The organism is Maledivibacter sp. (assembly GCA_025210375.1).
In the GTDB taxonomy this organism is placed as follows: Bacteria; Bacillota; Clostridia; order Peptostreptococcales; family Caminicellaceae; genus JAOASB01.
The window spans coordinates 79,259-95,435 of record JAOASB010000034.1 but is presented as its reverse complement, the minus strand read 5'-3'; the positions used below and the strand labels follow the sequence as shown (position 1 = coordinate 95,435).

Annotated in this window: 18 protein-coding genes; 17 read left to right on the top strand and 1 reads right to left on the bottom strand. The window is 32.0% G+C overall.

What is annotated here, in order from left to right; translation table 11 throughout:
- Positions 1-28: 28 nt before the first annotated feature.
- From N4A68_12310 to pyrR, 6 genes are all read left to right on the top strand, one after another.
- Positions 29-484: a DivIVA domain-containing protein gene (locus N4A68_12310; protein ID MCT4565080.1), complete on the top strand. Its 456-nt coding sequence runs from the start codon at positions 29-31 to the stop codon at positions 482-484.
- A gap of 30 nt (positions 485-514) precedes the next feature.
- Entirely contained in the window at positions 515-1,213 is a 699-nt protein-coding gene (locus N4A68_12305) for a 5'-methylthioadenosine/adenosylhomocysteine nucleosidase (GenBank protein MCT4565079.1), read from the top strand.
- A 337-nt stretch (positions 1,214-1,550) separates the two neighbouring features.
- The gene (locus tag N4A68_12300; GenBank protein MCT4565078.1) at positions 1,551-1,829 is read left to right on the top strand and encodes a DUF5665 domain-containing protein; all 279 of its coding nucleotides are present in this window, start codon (positions 1,551-1,553) and stop codon (positions 1,827-1,829) included.
- An 11-nt stretch (positions 1,830-1,840) separates the two neighbouring features.
- The gene (locus N4A68_12295; protein MCT4565077.1) at positions 1,841-2,488 is read left to right on the top strand and encodes a TraR/DksA C4-type zinc finger protein; all 648 of its coding nucleotides are present in this window, start codon (positions 1,841-1,843) and stop codon (positions 2,486-2,488) included.
- A 79-nt stretch (positions 2,489-2,567) separates the two neighbouring features.
- A complete protein-coding gene (locus tag N4A68_12290) occupies positions 2,568-3,485 on the top strand; it encodes an RluA family pseudouridine synthase (protein MCT4565076.1) in 918 nt (305 codons plus the stop codon).
- 248 nt (positions 3,486-3,733) lie between these two features.
- Complete coding sequence (gene pyrR, locus N4A68_12285; protein ID MCT4565075.1) at positions 3,734-4,270, top strand: bifunctional pyr operon transcriptional regulator/uracil phosphoribosyltransferase PyrR; 537 nt, start codon at positions 3,734-3,736, stop codon at positions 4,268-4,270.
- 83 nt (positions 4,271-4,353) lie between these two features.
- Here pyrR and N4A68_12280 read toward each other — a convergent pair whose 3' ends face one another.
- The gene (locus N4A68_12280; protein MCT4565074.1) at positions 4,354-6,126 is read right to left on the bottom strand and encodes an NFACT family protein; all 1,773 of its coding nucleotides are present in this window, start codon (positions 6,124-6,126) and stop codon (positions 4,354-4,356) included.
- Positions 6,127-6,374: 248 nt separating this feature from the next.
- On the opposite strand from N4A68_12280, the gene dapF reads away from it, so the two are divergent.
- From dapF to N4A68_12225, 11 genes are all read left to right on the top strand, one after another.
- Positions 6,375-7,211, top strand: coding sequence for a diaminopimelate epimerase (gene dapF / locus N4A68_12275; GenBank protein ID MCT4565073.1), 837 nt, complete (start codon positions 6,375-6,377; stop codon positions 7,209-7,211).
- Positions 7,212-7,333: 122 nt separating this feature from the next.
- Positions 7,334-8,215: a YicC family protein gene (locus N4A68_12270; GenBank protein ID MCT4565072.1), complete on the top strand. Its 882-nt coding sequence runs from the start codon at positions 7,334-7,336 to the stop codon at positions 8,213-8,215.
- Positions 8,216-8,228: 13 nt separating this feature from the next.
- Complete coding sequence (locus N4A68_12265) at positions 8,229-8,528, top strand: DUF370 domain-containing protein (GenBank protein ID MCT4565071.1); 300 nt, start codon at positions 8,229-8,231, stop codon at positions 8,526-8,528.
- A complete protein-coding gene (gene gmk, locus N4A68_12260; GenBank protein MCT4565070.1) occupies positions 8,525-9,139 on the top strand; it encodes a guanylate kinase in 615 nt (204 codons plus the stop codon). The genes N4A68_12265 and gmk overlap by 4 nt, the downstream gene beginning before the upstream one ends.
- On the top strand, positions 9,139-9,342 hold the full coding sequence (rpoZ, locus tag N4A68_12255; GenBank protein MCT4565069.1) for a DNA-directed RNA polymerase subunit omega: 204 nt from the start codon (positions 9,139-9,141) through the stop codon (positions 9,340-9,342). The genes gmk and rpoZ overlap by 1 nt, the downstream gene beginning before the upstream one ends.
- Before the next feature lie 9 nt (positions 9,343-9,351).
- Positions 9,352-10,560, top strand: coding sequence for a bifunctional phosphopantothenoylcysteine decarboxylase/phosphopantothenate--cysteine ligase CoaBC (gene coaBC, locus N4A68_12250; GenBank protein ID MCT4565068.1), 1,209 nt, complete (start codon positions 9,352-9,354; stop codon positions 10,558-10,560).
- Between the two features lie 205 nt (positions 10,561-10,765).
- Positions 10,766-13,246, top strand: coding sequence for a primosomal protein N' (gene priA, locus N4A68_12245; protein MCT4565067.1), 2,481 nt, complete (start codon positions 10,766-10,768; stop codon positions 13,244-13,246).
- 50 nt (positions 13,247-13,296) lie between these two features.
- Positions 13,297-13,746: a peptide deformylase gene (gene def / locus N4A68_12240; protein MCT4565066.1), complete on the top strand. Its 450-nt coding sequence runs from the start codon at positions 13,297-13,299 to the stop codon at positions 13,744-13,746.
- Positions 13,747-13,750: 4 nt separating this feature from the next.
- A complete protein-coding gene (gene fmt / locus N4A68_12235) occupies positions 13,751-14,683 on the top strand; it encodes a methionyl-tRNA formyltransferase (GenBank protein ID MCT4565065.1) in 933 nt (310 codons plus the stop codon).
- 6 nt (positions 14,684-14,689) lie between these two features.
- The gene (locus tag N4A68_12230) at positions 14,690-15,454 is read left to right on the top strand and encodes a DUF116 domain-containing protein (protein ID MCT4565064.1); all 765 of its coding nucleotides are present in this window, start codon (positions 14,690-14,692) and stop codon (positions 15,452-15,454) included.
- A 1-nt stretch (position 15,455) separates the two neighbouring features.
- A complete protein-coding gene (locus tag N4A68_12225) occupies positions 15,456-16,151 on the top strand; it encodes a zinc metallopeptidase (GenBank protein ID MCT4565063.1) in 696 nt (231 codons plus the stop codon).
- Positions 16,152-16,177: the final 26 nt, after the last annotated feature.

The following is a 16,177-nucleotide window of genomic DNA, read 5'->3' as shown; positions in this document are numbered from 1 at the left end:
AGTAAAACTATATAATGGGGGGAATAATATGATAACGCCATTAGATATACAAAATAAAGAGTTTACCAAGGGATTAAGAGGATATAAGGAAGTAGAAGTAGACGAATTCTTAGATAATGTTATTGACAGTTATGAAAAAGTATATAATGAAAATGCAGAAATGAAAGAAAGAATTAGGCTGTTGGAAGAACAGATAGAAAAGTATAATAGCTTAGAAAAGACCTTGAAGGATACATTAGTAGTAGCTCAAAGTACAGCGGAAGAAGTAGCTATTAATGCAAGTAAAAAAGCTGAATTGATCATTAAAGAAGCTGAAGACAGAGGTAGAAAAATTATTGATGGTGCAAATAATGAAGTAATGGATATAAGAAAGGAATATGAAGAATCAAAAAAAGAATTTCAAATATTTAAGACTAGGTTTAAAACTTTACTTGAATCTCAACTGGATTTGGTTAACAACTCTTTTATGAATAATAAGATGTAGATAATATGGGTTTGATTAAGGAGGGCTTTTATGGCTAGAATAGGTATAATTGGAGCTATGGATGAAGAAATTGAGATATTAAAAGAACTTATGGAGATTAAGGAAAATAATAATATCGCAGGTATGAATTTTTATGTTGGTAAGTTGAAAAATAAAGAGGTTGTACTAGTGCGATCAGGCATTGGAAAGGTTAATGCAGCTGTATGCACACAAATTTTAGCCAGCAATTATAAAGTAAGCCATATAATAAATACAGGGGTGGCAGGTGCAGTCCATGAAGATTTAGATGTGGGAGATATAGTTATATCTTCAGATGTCATTGAACATGACTTTGATGCTACGGGTTTTGGATATAAATTAGGTGAGATTCCTAGGATGGATACATATATATTTGATGCTAGCAAAGAGCTTATTGATATTACCTATGAGGCAAGTAGGAGTGAAACTATAAAGCATAAAACAATGATAGGTAGAATTTTATCCGGGGATATATTTGTAGCTTCTTCAGATAAGAAAGAATTTTTATGGAATAGCTTCAAAGGCTACTGTACGGAAATGGAAGGTGCTGCAATAGGACATACAAGCTATTTAAATAACATTCCCTTTGTTATAATAAGGGCCATATCCGATAAAGCCGATGGAACAGCACATACTAACTTTAATGAGTTTGTACTTGAAGCAGCCAAAAATTCAAGTAATATAGTAAAAAATATTATTGAACATATTTAAAAATGCGTCTATGACGCATTTTTGTTCTAAGTTCAAAGTTCTAAGATTAGGGGCATTCACTTAAGTCAAGCAATAAAAAACATGATAGAAAACAATTTTAAAAATCAGAGCTAGTTTTCAAAAAACTATAGTAATTTGTTTACTATAGTTTTTTTATGTAAACAAAATTATATAAAATTATTAGAAATTCTATATAGGTAAAGATGACTTGCTTTCTTTTATATTTTATCTGAAAAAGGGCAAAATAATATTGACCATTCTAAAAAATCTCAAAGGAATGAACCGGAAGCTTAGAACTTTTAACTTACAACTGCTCCTTGATGGGATGTGTTACAAAATGCCTGATAAAAGAATGATGTCATTGGAAAACAAATTAGAAAATATTTCAGTGGCATTAGAGAAATCGAAAATATCTGAATATACAGAAATAATCAATAATCCTAAGAGATTGTTAATAGTCAATTTTGTTGGGGGATTGGCACGTGGACTGGGTATGGCTATAGGCTTTACTTTGCTCGCGGCAATACTAATTTATTTTGTAAAACAGTTAGTAGACCTTCCATTAATAGGAAAGTATATAGCGGAGTTAATAGATATAATTGAGAACTACAGATAGGAGGACTAATAATGGATAAGGAGCATTTAAGGTATTTTAAAAAGAGACTGTTAGAGGATAAAAAGGAAGTGCTAAGGGCCATTGACCAAGAGGAGGAAAATGGTTTGCATAGTTCCCTACAGGATTATTACAGCGAATTATCTGTTTATGATAATCATCCAGCTGATATAGCCAGTGAAACCTTTGAAATGGAAATGCAATTTAACCTAGAAGAAAACGAGAAAAGACATTTGAAGGAAATAGACGATGCCATTGAGAAAATTGATAATGGCACATATGGTGTTTGTGATTCATGTGGTAATTCCATTGAAATAGAAAGGCTAGATGTTATACCATATACTGCAATATGTGCAAAGTGCAGTGATAATAAGTCATCGATGGCTTTAGTAGAAAAAATGAATACTAGACCTGTAGAGGAGGAGGAACTCAATTATCCCTTTGGAAGAACCTTTAAAGATAATTCTAGGTTTAATGGTTTTGATGGAGAGGATGCTTGGCAAGCAGTAGCTAGATTTAATAAGACCGATGAGAAAAAAATGGCTCTGGATTGGTATGATAATAATATGTATGATCCAAATATCTCTGGAAAAGTAGAAGCCGTAGATGATATAAGCTCTGATTATTATAAAAAACAAATTCAAGATGATAAAAAAGATTAATAAAGTAGAAGCGAGCTTAGGCTTTGCTTCTATTTCTATGTTATAATACTATTGTATTTATTATAAAGGAGTAGATAATTTGAAGGACATTAAATTAATTGTTGAAAATATTGAAGATGGTATCAGGTTAGATTTATATATATCTAAGGAATTAAATGATATTTCTCGTTCCTATGTACAGAAATTAATTCAGCAGGGGAAAGTAAGAGTTAATGATAAAGTAATTGATTCAAAGAAATATAAGATAAATGAAAATGATATTATAGATATAGCAATTCCAGAGCCTGAAAAACTAGAATTAGCGCCTGAAGATATTCCAATTTGTATTGTTTATGAGGATAATGATGTTATAGTAGTAAACAAACCTCAAGGCATGGTTGTTCATCCGGCTCCAGGCCACTATAATGGTACACTAGTAAACGCATTATTATATCACTCAAAAAATTTATCTTCTATAAATGGAATAATAAGACCGGGAATTGTTCATAGGATCGATAAGGATACATCGGGACTATTAATGGTAGCCAAAAATAATAACTCTCATAATTTTCTAGCTGCTCAATTAAAGGAACACAGTATTAATAGGATTTATATTGCTTTAGTCCATGGAAACATTAAAACTAATAGTGGTACAATCGACGCACCCATAGGAAGACATCCTGTTAACAGACTAAAATGGGCTGTTACGGAAAAAAATTCAAAACGAGCCGTTACTCATTTTAAGGTATTAGAAAGATACAATGAGTATACTTTAACTCAGCTCAAACTAGAAACTGGGCGTACGCATCAGATTAGGGTACATATGGCATATTTAGGATATCCCTTAGTTGGAGACCCATTATATGGTATAAAAAAGAAAAAATTTAATTTGAATGGTCAGGCCCTCCATGCCAAGGTATTAGGATTTGTACATCCAACCACATTGGAATATATGGAGTTTAATAGCATACTTCCTAATCACTTTGAAGATTTACTTGGAAAAATTAAAGGGACATAGAGAATCCATCAAAAGTAATGATTTGAAAAGTGGATTTACTTGATTTTGATAAAAATTTTATTATATAGATTTCCCAAAGTTAAACTTAATTTATACATCTCAAAATATCCGATGCTTCTAGGGATTTTCGATGTGTATAAATTAACTGTTTAACTGGAATATCTATAGGGATTTTAGTATAGACTTTAACTTATACTATGAAAACCCTATACTTATTATTATAAATACTATATTTTTGGAGGTAAAAAATGAAATTCAAAGCAAAAATCATGGATGAAAAAGCAATAAATAGGTCAATAACAAGATTATCCCATGAAATAATTGAAAAAAATAAGGGTATAGAAGACGTAGTTTTGATTGGAATACATACTAGAGGAGTTCCATTAGCCAAAAGACTTGCTTCTAAAATAAAACAAATAGAGGATGCTGAGGTCTTAGTGGCTTCACTGGATATAACCTTATATAGAGATGATCTGTCTAAAATCGATGACAATCCTGTAGTTAATAGGTGTCAGATAGACATTGATATAAATAATAAAAATGTTGTACTAGTAGATGATGTGATTTTCACTGGTAGAACAGTTAGAGCCGCCATGGATGCTTTAATAGATATGGGAAGACCCAAGACTATTCAGTTGGCTGTTTTAGTGGATAGAGGCCATAGAGAGCTTCCCATAAGACCAGATTTTATTGGTAAAAATGTTCCTACTTCAAAAAAAGAGATTATAAGTGTACACCTTGATGAAGTGGATAAGGATAATGAAGTGGAAATATATGAAAAGTAAGATAAAAGGTGCTTTTTTAGTCATAAGTTCAAAGTTTTAGGTCATTCTTTATGGAGCTTTCTAAATATAGAAGCACAGAGCTGTTAACTCTGTGCTTCTAGCTTTTTGATCTCATTTTCATAGGGAGTCACATATATTGTTTTAAAATTTTCATATATGACCATCCCAGGTTTTGCACCAGATGGTTTTTTCACAAATTTGACATGGGTGTAATCTACAGGTACATTGCTGGATTGTCTGCCCTTACTGTGGTGAGCTGCAATCAAAGCAGCTGTCATTATAGTATCTTCGGGGACAGGCTTTCCATCGGTTTTTATTATGACATGGGAGCCAGGAATGTCCTTAGTATGAAACCATATATCCTTTTTCGATGCAGTTTTTAATGTTAATTGATCATTTTGTTTATTATTTTTTCCGGCTAATATGATGAAACCATTTTCGGTAATATATTTATAGGGCTTTGATTTTAAGGCTTTTTCCTTCTGCTTACCGATTTTTCTTTTTCTGATATATTTTTGTTCTATCAATTCTTGTTTTATTTCCTCAATATTATTAATATCATCTGTATTTTCAATGTTGATCATTACATTTTCTAAATATTGTATTTCACCACATGTTTCTTTGATTTGAGTGCTTATTTTATTTTGGGCACTTTTATATTTATTGTATCTTTTGTAGTATTTTTGACTGTTTTCAGAAGGTGTCAATCTAGAATCAAGTGGGATTGTTATTTGGGGCATAGTATCTTCGTAGTAGTTTTGTAGGGTAACTTCCTTTATGCCCCTTTGTATATTATGCATATTAGATAGTATTAATTCCCCGTATAACTTGTACTTATCAGCACCTTCAGCGGTTAAAAGTTCTTCTTTTTGTTTCTGAAGTTTATTATATAGTCTTTCAAGTCTGGTATTAATGATTTTTACAATATCCGTAGATTTTTGCTTAATACGATTATGTCTATCCTTTTCTAAATAAAATTTATTAATAGCCTTGCTCATAGAAACAAAGGACATCTGAGAAAAAAGCTCATTTTTATACATACTCAATTCTAATGAAGAAAAATCAATGGTTTTATTATCTTTCTTATCAAAAATTATATTTGGTGAATATTCTATTTCATTGATTTTATCAAGAATACCCCTTAAAACATTCCATATGTCCTTAAAGTCTTCCTGTGAAAGATTAGTAATAGACCTATCTAAATCCAAATTGGCATTAAAGCAGATTTCCTTAGCAATTACAGGACTTATCCCTTGAAATGATTTATATAGTGCCTTAAATACCTTAGTATCACTTGAAACCGAATTCAATTTACTTACAAAATCCTCATAATTTATGGCAAAAACATTCACCTTATCCTGAGAAGGTGGATATTCATATTTGAGTCCAGGTAACAGTTGTCTTTGTCTACTTATATTAGAAGGTATTCTTTTAATACTATCGATGACATTACTGCTACTTTCTTCTATTAGAATTATATTACTATGCTTGCCCATTATTTCAATTATTAATTTTTTAATGCTGATATTTCCTAATTCGTCATAGCTTTCAATAGATATTACTAATATTCTTTCAAAGTCTACTTGATGTATATCAACAATTTTTCCTCCGTGAAGGTGCTTTCTTAATAGCATACAAAACATAGGTGGATTTAATGGATTTTTCTTTTGTACATCCGTTAAGCTAATATGGGGAAAGCTGCTATTAACTGATACCAATAGCTTATTGCTGACGTTTCTAAACTTTATCAGTATTTCATCGTTTTCCGGTTGATATATTTTTTCGATTTTTTTAGTTAACAATATTTCCTTTAATTCTGATGCTATAGAATTTATGACTAAGCCATCAAACGGCATATTATCCCTCCATTACATGTAAATAAAATAAATAGAACTTTTATAAGCGTAAAACTACAAGTGTAAAATTCTTTGTAAAGTATACCACTAAATAAAAAAATTTGAAAGGCAATATAAATAATTAGTAAATATAATACCAATAGGATATATAATAAGTATTATAATAAAGTTAAAGGTTATTATAGGAATTTTTATTAATGACCTAAAAGAATGACTTGAAAACTTGGAACTTAAATAAGGAGGTTCATATGATAAATTTTAGCAAAATGCATGGTGCAGGCAATGATTTTATTATTTTTAAGGCAGAAGAGGCTAATGGGATAGACTATTCTACATTGGCAAAAAAGGTTTGTGATAGACATTTTGGTATTGGAGCCGATGGAATGATGATTGTAGAGGAGTCACAAACCAGTGATGTAAAAATGCAATATTACAATTCCGATGGTTCAATAGGTGAAATGTGTGGAAATGGTATCAGATGTTTTTCAAAATTTGTATTTGAAAAAGAGATTGTCAAAAAAGATGTTCTGACTGTGGAAACCTTAGCGGGAGTTAAAGAAATAAAATTAACTCTAGCGGATGATAGTAGAGTTAAGACTATATTGGTGGATATGGGAAAGCCTATATTAAGGGCTGAAGACGTCCCCGTTAATACGGATAAGGAAATGTTTATCAATGAAAGCATAAGAATTGGAGAATCCAGTATAACAGCTTCAAGCATATTGATGGGAGTGCCACATACCGTAATATTTGTTGAAAATATAAACCAAGAGGAGCTTTGTATCCTAGGCCCCAAAATAGAAAAATATAGTATTTATCCTAAAAATACCAATGTAAATTTTGCTCAGGTTGTTAATAAAGGATTTATGAAGGTTGATACATGGGAAAGGGGAGCAGGAAAGACCCTGGCATGTGGTACTGGTGTATGCGCATCGGTATATGTTGCTTATAGATTAAATAATGTTGGCAATAATGTAAAGGTAGACATTCCTGGTGGAACTTTAAATATTTATATTAATGAAGATGATAGAGTTTTTATGGAGGGTACAGCTGAGTTTATATGTGATGGAAAATTTTATATATAAATAATCAATTTATTTTACAATTATACTTAATCTATCCTTAAAATTTTAGGCTTTTAATGATATAATATGAAGTTGGTAGATATTACTCTATAAATTGCTTCGTGGAAGGAAGGATTGATTTTATGATTAGCAGTATGACAGGATATGGTAGAGGAGAGTCCAATGATGAATCAAGGAATTTTCTCGTAGAGATAAAATCTGTAAATCATAGATATAATGACATTATTATAAGAATGCCAAAGAAATTATCTTCTTTTGAGGAGAGGATAAGAAAGCTGATTAAGAACTATGTTAAAAGAGGGAGAGTAGAGGTATATATTACCCTTGATGAATGCAAAAATGATGATTTAATCATAAAGCCTAATTTAAATATCATTGAGCAATACTATAATTCCTTAATGGAAATAAAGGATAAATTTCAGTTAAGTGATGAAATCAAGTTAACTCATTTGACTCGTTTTCCAGACACGTTTAATATTGAGAGCAAAGAAGACGAAGAGGATGTAATTTGGGAAACTTTAAAGGTTGCAGTGGACGGTGCAATATCTTCTTTAGTCGATATGAGAAGGTCAGAAGGCGATGCCTTAGCACATGATATAAAGGATCGAAGTAAGAGGATATTTGAAACCGTTAAGGAAATAGAGACTTGTACTCCAATGATAGTTAAAGAATATAGAGAAAAGCTATTAGAAAGAATAAAGGACTTAACTGAAGATGTAATTGAAATCAATGAAGAAAGAATAGCTTTAGAAGTTTCTGTTTATGCTGATAAGAGTAATATAGCTGAAGAAATAGTTAGGCTATACAGTCATATAGAACAACTGGATGAAATTTTAAATGAGTCTGGTGCAGTGGGTAGAAAACTAGATTTCCTAATTCAAGAAATGAATAGAGAAATAAACACCATAGGTTCTAAATCTTCTGATATAAACATATCAAAAATAGTAATAGAAATAAAAAGTGAACTGGAAAAAATTAGAGAACAAATTCAGAATATAGAGTAGCAGGGGGATAAAAATGGATTTAAAACTAGTTAACATAGGTTTTGGTAATGTGATTTCAGCTAATAGGATAGTTGCTATAGTAAAACCTGAATCAGCTCCTATTAAAAGGATAATTAATGAAGCTAGAGATCAAGGTAAGCTTGTTGATGCTACATATGGTAGAAGAACAAGGGCAGTCATCATATGTGATAGTGATCATTTGGTATTGTCAGCGGTTCAACCTGAAACAATGGCCAATAGATTCCATACTAAAGAAATAAAAGAAGTAAAGGAAATCAATGAAATAAACGATAAAAAAGGAGAATCTATATGATGAAAAAGGGAGCATTATTCATAGTATGCGGCCCGTCAGGTGTAGGTAAAGGTACGGTATGTAAGGAGCTTTTAAGAAACAAGCCTGAAATAGGACTATCTATTTCAGCTACAACAAGGGAAATAAGAAAAGGTGAAGTAGAAGGTGTAAACTACTATTTTGTTGAAAAAAATAAATTTGAATATATGATAGAAAACGATGAACTTCTAGAATATGCTCAAGTTTATGATAATTTTTACGGAACGCCAAAAAAATATGTTTTAGAACAACTAGATAAGGGAAAGGATATTATATTAGAAATTGATCCTCAAGGGGCAATGCAAGTGAAGGAGAAATTTCCAGATGGGATATTCATTTTCTTGCTTCCTCCAAGTATGAAGGAACTAAAAAATAGAATTACTACAAGGGGAAGAGATTCTGAAGAAAATATAAGTAGAAGATTAAAAGCTGCCTATGATGAAATTGACTTTATTAAGGAATATGATTATTATATAATAAATGATGAATTATCTAGGGCTGTAAATAGTCTTATATCAATTATTGAAGCAGAAAAATGTACCGTAAAAGATAATATATGTGAGTTAATAAATAAATATAAGGAGGAAATATAATGCTTAAACCACCAATTAATGAATTGCTAAAAAAGGTTGACAGTAGATATACATTAGTTATTGCTGCTTCTAAAAGGGCTAGACAGATAATAGAAGGTAGTGAAAAGCTTATAGATATAGAATCCAATAAGCCCGTAACTATAGCAACTAATGAAATAATAGAAGACAAAATTACCTATGAAAGAATTGAATCTGATATATAGAGGTGCAATATGCTTAGTAATAAGAATATAGTTATTGGTGTTAGTGGAGGAATTGCGGTTTATAAAGCACTGGATGTAATAAGTAGATTGAAAAAGCTAAAGGCAAATATAAACGTTGTAATGACTAAATCCGCAACAGAATTTGTTGCACCCTTAAGCTTTCAATCTTTATCCCAAAACTATGTGGTTACAGATATGTTTGGACAGCCTAAAACCTGGGATGTTGAGCATATATCCTTAGCACAAAAAGCTGACTTGTTTGTTATTGTTCCGGCTACGGCTAATATTATTGGGAAAATGATTAATGGGATTGCGGATGACATGTTATCAACTACTGTCATGGCAACTAAAGCTCCTATTCTTATAGCTCCAGCAATGAATACAAATATGTATAATAATCCCATAGTACAAAAAAATATTGGGGCTTTAAAGTCAATGGGATACAAATTCGTTGAACCTGCATTGGGAAGGTTAGCTTGTGGAGACTATGGTGTAGGGAAATTAGCATCCCCAGAGGACATTGTACAAGAAATAGTGGATATACTGACAAATACATCTACAAAACCATTAAAGGATAAAAAGGTTTTAGTCACAGCAGGCCCTACTAGGGAACCAATAGACCCTGTGAGATACATAACTAATCATTCCTCAGGTAAAATGGGTTATTCAATTGCTATTGTGGCAAGGGATAGAGGTGCAGATGTAACACTGGTATCTGGCCCAACTAATTTAGAAAAGCCCCATGGAATAAAAGTTATAGATGTAATAACTGCTGAGGATATGTATAAGGAAGTATTAAATAATTTTGATGGGGCTAATATAGTAGTCAAGGCTGCCGCCGTCGCAGATTATAAACCAAAGGAAGTTTCAAACAATAAGATTAAGAAAAGCGACTCGGATTTAGCCATAGAGCTTTCAAGGAATCAAGATATTTTATTTGAGCTGGGAAAACTTAAAAAAGATAAAATTTTGATTGGATTTGCAGCTGAAACAAAGGATCTTCTTGAAAATGCTAAGGGGAAGGTTAATAGAAAAAATTTAGACTTTATTGTGGCCAACAATATAAGTGAAAAGGGTGCGGGCTTTAAGGGCGATACAAATATAGTAAGCATAATTGACAGCTTGGGTAATATAGAAAAATATGATAAAATGAAGAAAAAAGAGATAGCAAATATAATTTTAGATAAAGCATATGATTTGATAAAATTAAAGGAGTAGGGAAACCTACTCCTTAGTCTATAAGATAGCAGGCTTATGACAAAGGTTCAAGTTCAAGGCACGCTGAAGCTGAGGAACGGAGCTTGCTATATATGCAAGTGAGTACCGGAAGCTTCAGCAGTAACGCAGAAATTGGACTTTTGTCATAAGCCTGGGGAGTAGGGAAACCTACTCCTTTGTAATTCAATTCGTGGGGGCATTTATAATGGATTGTATTAAATATTGTAATGTAGTTGTTAATACAGGAACGAGAGTAACCGATAGATTATTTACATATAGAATCCCAAATAGCTTGCTTGGGAAAATTAAAATTGGTGATAAGGTTATTATTCCCTTTGGAAGGGGAAATAAATTACTTGAAGGCTTTGTATTTGAATTTAATTCTGGCAATGAGGTAAAGACTATAAGAGGCATTAAAGATATACAGGATGTAACAGATGATGATATATATTTATCGGGAACACAGATAAAACTTTGCAAATGGATGCGTGATACATATTTATGTACCTATTATGAAGCTATTCAATGCTTGATCCCTAGGGGAACAACTTTGAAAAAGAAAAAAATATATAAACTTAAACAGGCTTCTCAAGGCGTTATTGAACATAGGGATATTAATCAAAGTCCTATAATAAAAAGACTTTTGGTAAATAAGTCCCTTACTTATAATGAATTAATTAAAGATTTAGATAGTGGATGTATCAAGGAATTGAATAGATTATTAAAGGAAAATCTAATTACCATAGAAGAAAAGTTTTATTCTGATATAAAAATAAAATATAAAAAAGTAGTTGAGATTAATTTTAAACCTAGCAGTATTAATGAAATTTTATTAACTATTCCTAAAAAAGCCTACAAGCAGACTGAAGTTTTAAAATATCTCACAAAGGTTAATAAAATTGAATTAAGTCAGCTTATTCAAAGGACAAAAACTTCTAGGGCGGTAATTAATGGTTTAGAAAAAAAGAGTCTAATTTTAGTCAAGGATGAAGTAGACTATAGAACACCTATAGATATTGATAAAATAGAAAGAGACAAGCCAAATACACTTAATGATGAACAGAAGGAAGCATATAATAATATAATGGAAGCGATAGAGGGAAAAAGCCATGAAGCATTTCTTTTACATGGTGTAACGGGTAGTGGTAAAACGGAAGTATATATGCAGCTTGTGGATAAGGTCATAGAAAATAATAAGCAGGCTATTATATTGGTTCCTGAAATCTCTCTCACCCCTCAAATAGTTGAAAAGTTTTTAAGGCGATTTGGAGATACCGTAGCAGTACTTCATAGTAAACTTTCCTTAGGGGAAAGATATGATCAGTGGAGAAAAATTAAAAACAATAAAATGCAAATAGTTATAGGTGCAAGATCAGCCATATTTGCTCCCTGCGATAACTTAGGATTAGTGATTATCGACGAGGAACACGAGTCATCCTATAAATCGGAAATGAATCCCAAATATCATACCATAGAAGTAGCCAAATATTTATGTATGGAGAATAATGGGGTTTTAGTTATGGGTTCGGCTACTCCGTCAATAGATGACTATTATAAGGCTGAAATAGGTAACTATAAGCTGTTAGAGCTAAAAAATAGATTTAATAAAAACCCTCTTCCAAATGTAGAGGTTGTCGATATGAGGGTTGAGCTAGAAGAAGGAAATAAAAATATATTTAGTCGTAGGCTATATAACTCAATGAAAAATAGTTTGCTTGACAAAAAGCAGGTTATTTTATTCTTAAATCGAAGAGGCTACTCCACATTTGTTTCCTGTAGGAGCTGTGGTTACGTATTAAAATGCTCAAATTGTGATATATCCCTTACTTATCATCATAAAAATAATATAGCTAAGTGTCATTATTGTGGGTTTAAGACCACTGTACCTAAAATCTGTCCAGAATGTAAAAGTAAATATATAAAATTCTTTGGATTGGGAACAGAGAAGGTTGAAGAATATGTTAATAAGCTATTTCCAACCTCTAGGACAGCAAGGCTTGATATAGATACTACTTCTCGTAAAGGTAGCCTAGAAAAAATTATTGACTCCTTTGAGAAAAGAGAAATTGATATTTTAATTGGTACACAAATGGTGACAAAGGGCTTAGATTTTCCCTATGTTACATTAGTAGGTGTATTATCTGCTGATATAACTTTAAATCTTCCTGATTATAGAGCGAATGAAAGGACATTTCAACTATTGACACAAGTTGCAGGGAGAGCGGGTAGACATGATTATACTGGAGAGGTGGTCGTTCAAACCTATAGCCCAAATAATTATGCCATAAATGCATCTAAAAGCCATGACTACACTGATTTTTATGAAAGAGAAATAAAACTCAGACGGGAATTTAACTATCCACCATTTTATCAGATTATAAATATTATTGTATTAGGAAAAAATGAGAATTCAGTCATAAGATCCACAAATAAATTATTCCAAAAAATACATGGTGAGATACTAAGGCACAAGGATTTAAAAAACACACAGGTATTAGGACCAAATCCAGCGATACTTGGTAGAATCAAAGAGAACTATAGATGGCAGATTTTATTAAAGTATCAAAGTGTTGACCATGAAAATATAAAGAGTATAATTAATTATATATGTAATATTAATAAGAATAAGTATATAGAAAATAATGTGAGCTTAATTTTCGACATGAAGCCCTATAATATTTTTTAATTATGGACCTTGCGAGATTAAGATTAAGAATTTTTAGGAGGTAATATATTATGGCTATACGAAATATTAGAACAGATGAAGATCCTATATTGAGGAAAGACTCAAGGGTTGTAGATAAAATTGATGACAGAATTAAACAGCTTCTCGATGACATGATAGATACCATGTATCATGAAAATGGAGTTGGATTAGCTGCTCCACAAATTGGTATATTAAAGAGAATTATTGTTATAGATGTGGGTGAGGGTATAATTGAACTCATTAATCCCGAACTTCTTGACCAAAATGGATCTCAAATTGATGTAGAGGGATGTTTAAGTATACCAAATAGAACAGGAACTGTGGAAAGGCCTATGTTTGTAAAGGTTAAAGGGCTTAATAGAGAGGGTAAGGAAATAATTATAGAGGGTGAAGAATTATTGGCTAGAGCTTTATGCCATGAGATAGATCATTTGAACGGAGTACTATTCATAGATAAAATTATTGAGGAGCAGGTGTAAAGATATGAAAATTCTTTTTATGGGAACTCCAGATTTTGCAGTTCCGTGTTTAGAAGCATTGGTTAAGAATAATCATGATGTAGTGGCTGTTGTTACACAGCCCGATAGGCCTAAAGGAAGAGGTAAAAAGGTATTGCCTCCTCCTGTAAAGGCTAAAGCAATAGAAATAGGCATACCGGTATTGCAACCCAAAAAAATTAAAGAAAAAGAAAGTGTTGAATTAATTAAAAAAATGGATTTTGATTGCTGTGTAGTTGTAGCATACGGACAAATACTTCCAAAGGAAATATTGGAGATGCCAGAAAAGGGATGTATAAATGTACATGCATCTCTCTTACCAAAGTATAGAGGAGCTGCTCCTATAAACTGGGCTATTATCAATGGCGAAGATGAAACTGGTATTACCACAATGTATATGAATGAAGGGCTAGATACTGGAGACATGATTTTGAAAGAAGAAGTCATTATTGAAGAAGATATGACTGCCGGTGAGCTTCATGATATACTTAGCGGAGTAGGAGCCAAGGTACTAGCTGAAACCCTGGAGCTTATTAAAGCAGATGAAGCTCCAAGAATTCCCCAGGAGCATTCAAATAGTAGCTATGCTTCAATGCTAAAAAAAGAAACTGGACTTGTGGATTGGCAAAATACAGCTAAAGATATATACAACTTAGTTAGGGGTTTAAATCCATGGCCTGTTGCTTATACTATGTACAAGGGTAAAAAGTTAAAGATTTGGAAATGTGCTATTGGTGGGGAAAAAAGCTTTGAAGTAACTGGGAAGATTATTGATGTCAACAAAGAAGGTATCTTTGTTAGTACAGGAAATGGAATGCTAATCATAAAAGAAATGCAGCTTCCAAATAGCAGAAAAATGAGTGTTGATGAATACATTAGAGGTAATAACGTAGAAATTGGAACAGTGCTAGGAGAATAAGACAATATGAGAAGTATTGTAAAAAGTGATAAGAATATTTTTATTAATATGTTGATTTTGATCATTATCCTTGCGGTTTTCATAGTCAGTGCTTTGTTTTGGTTAATTAAAGGTGGTAAATTAGATTTATACTTAACTATATTAAGTGGAATGATATTATTCTTTATAATAGTTACGGTATATCTATTGGTAATGTTAATGCTGACAGTTAGAATCACGAAAAATAAAAGGCTGCCAGGATTTCTTATACCCGTATTTGAATATTCTATAAAGGCTGTCTATCCCATAATGATTTCTTTTTGCGATCTTTTTAAAATTGAAAAGGATGCAATCAGAAGATTCTTTTCAGAAATAAATAATAGAGTTGTGATTCAAAAGAACAAAAAGTTAAATCCAGAGGATATACTCATGATAGCACCACATTGCTTACAAAAAGCTTCTTGCAAACATAAAATCACTGGAGATATTAATAACTGTAAGAGGTGTGGGGGCTGTGATATAAATGGTCTTTTTGATTTATGTACAAGCTATAATATAAATCTGCAAATTGTAACGGGAGGAACCTTGGCAAGAAAAATTATCAAGGATTATAGACCAAAGGGAGTTATAGCAATAGCCTGTGAAAGAGACCTATCACATGGAATATTAGATGTTAAAGGTATACCAGTAATTGGCGTGAAAAATGAGAGACCAAACGGTCCATGTTATAATACATGTGTAGATATTGATAAAGTAGAAAAGGCTATAAAGCAATTTTTAAGGAGGGAATAAAATGTATTACGGAGGTATGTATCACTTTAGTATGATACTAATGATTCCAGCAATGATATTTGCTTTCTATGCTCAGAGTAAAGTAAAGGGAACCTTTAATCGATTTTTACAGGTGAGGAGTATGAGGGGATATACAGGTGCCCAAGTAGCTAGAACCATATTGGATAGAAATGGATTAAGAGACGTTCATATAGAACATGTCCGCGGCTATTTATCAGATCATTATGATCCAAGAAAAAAAGTAGTAAGACTCTCTAGCAATGTCCATAATGGGACATCAATTGCATCAATAAGTGTTGCGGCCCATGAGGTTGGTCATGCAATACAGCATTCAAAGAACTATGCCCCACTAACTATTAGAAGTCAAATTGCTCCAGTGGCGTCTATAGCATCTCAAGTCGCTTTACCATTGGCATTTCTAGGATTTTTTCTAGGACGGGGAGGATTAGCATTAATAGATTTAGGAATATATATTTATATTGCAGCAATAGCATTCCATGTAATTACTTTACCTGTTGAGTATAATGCCAGTTCTAGGGCGATAAAAGAGCTTACTGCAAACGGCATAATATACAATGAAGAAGTAAAGTCGTCAAAGGCCGTTTTAAATGCTGCCGCATTAACATACGTTGCTGCTGTAGCTGTTTCGATTGGACAATTGTTAAGATTACTAGTATTAAGGAATAGTAGAGATTAAGAATACCCTATAGTCAAAACTGGAGG

Excerpts from the sequence above, each read along its gene's own strand:
- N4A68_12295 (MCT4565077.1), top strand. The coding sequence starts at position 1,841 with ATGGATAAGGAGCATTTAAGGTATTTTAAAAAGAGACTGTTAGAGGAT.
- N4A68_12300 (MCT4565078.1), top strand. The coding sequence starts at position 1,551 with ATGCCTGATAAAAGAATGATGTCATTGGAAAACAAATTAGAAAATATT.
- N4A68_12270 (MCT4565072.1), top strand. The coding sequence starts at position 7,334 with ATGATTAGCAGTATGACAGGATATGGTAGAGGAGAGTCCAATGATGAA.
- priA (MCT4565067.1), top strand. The coding sequence starts at position 10,766 with ATGGATTGTATTAAATATTGTAATGTAGTTGTTAATACAGGAACGAGA.
- rpoZ (MCT4565069.1), top strand. The coding sequence starts at position 9,139 with ATGCTTAAACCACCAATTAATGAATTGCTAAAAAAGGTTGACAGTAGA.
- N4A68_12265 (MCT4565071.1), top strand. The coding sequence starts at position 8,229 with ATGGATTTAAAACTAGTTAACATAGGTTTTGGTAATGTGATTTCAGCT.
- N4A68_12305 (MCT4565079.1), top strand. The coding sequence starts at position 515 with ATGGCTAGAATAGGTATAATTGGAGCTATGGATGAAGAAATTGAGATA.
- N4A68_12225 (MCT4565063.1), top strand. The coding sequence starts at position 15,456 with ATGTATTACGGAGGTATGTATCACTTTAGTATGATACTAATGATTCCA.
- N4A68_12280 (MCT4565074.1), bottom strand. The coding sequence starts at position 6,126 with ATGCCGTTTGATGGCTTAGTCATAAATTCTATAGCATCAGAATTAAAG.
- fmt (MCT4565065.1), top strand. The coding sequence starts at position 13,751 with ATGAAAATTCTTTTTATGGGAACTCCAGATTTTGCAGTTCCGTGTTTA.
- N4A68_12310 (MCT4565080.1), top strand. The coding sequence starts at position 29 with ATGATAACGCCATTAGATATACAAAATAAAGAGTTTACCAAGGGATTA.
- def (MCT4565066.1), top strand. The coding sequence starts at position 13,297 with ATGGCTATACGAAATATTAGAACAGATGAAGATCCTATATTGAGGAAA.
- coaBC (MCT4565068.1), top strand. The coding sequence starts at position 9,352 with ATGCTTAGTAATAAGAATATAGTTATTGGTGTTAGTGGAGGAATTGCG.
- N4A68_12230 (MCT4565064.1), top strand. The coding sequence starts at position 14,690 with ATGAGAAGTATTGTAAAAAGTGATAAGAATATTTTTATTAATATGTTG.
- pyrR (MCT4565075.1), top strand. The coding sequence starts at position 3,734 with ATGAAATTCAAAGCAAAAATCATGGATGAAAAAGCAATAAATAGGTCA.
- dapF (MCT4565073.1), top strand. The coding sequence starts at position 6,375 with ATGATAAATTTTAGCAAAATGCATGGTGCAGGCAATGATTTTATTATT.
- gmk (MCT4565070.1), top strand. The coding sequence starts at position 8,525 with ATGATGAAAAAGGGAGCATTATTCATAGTATGCGGCCCGTCAGGTGTA.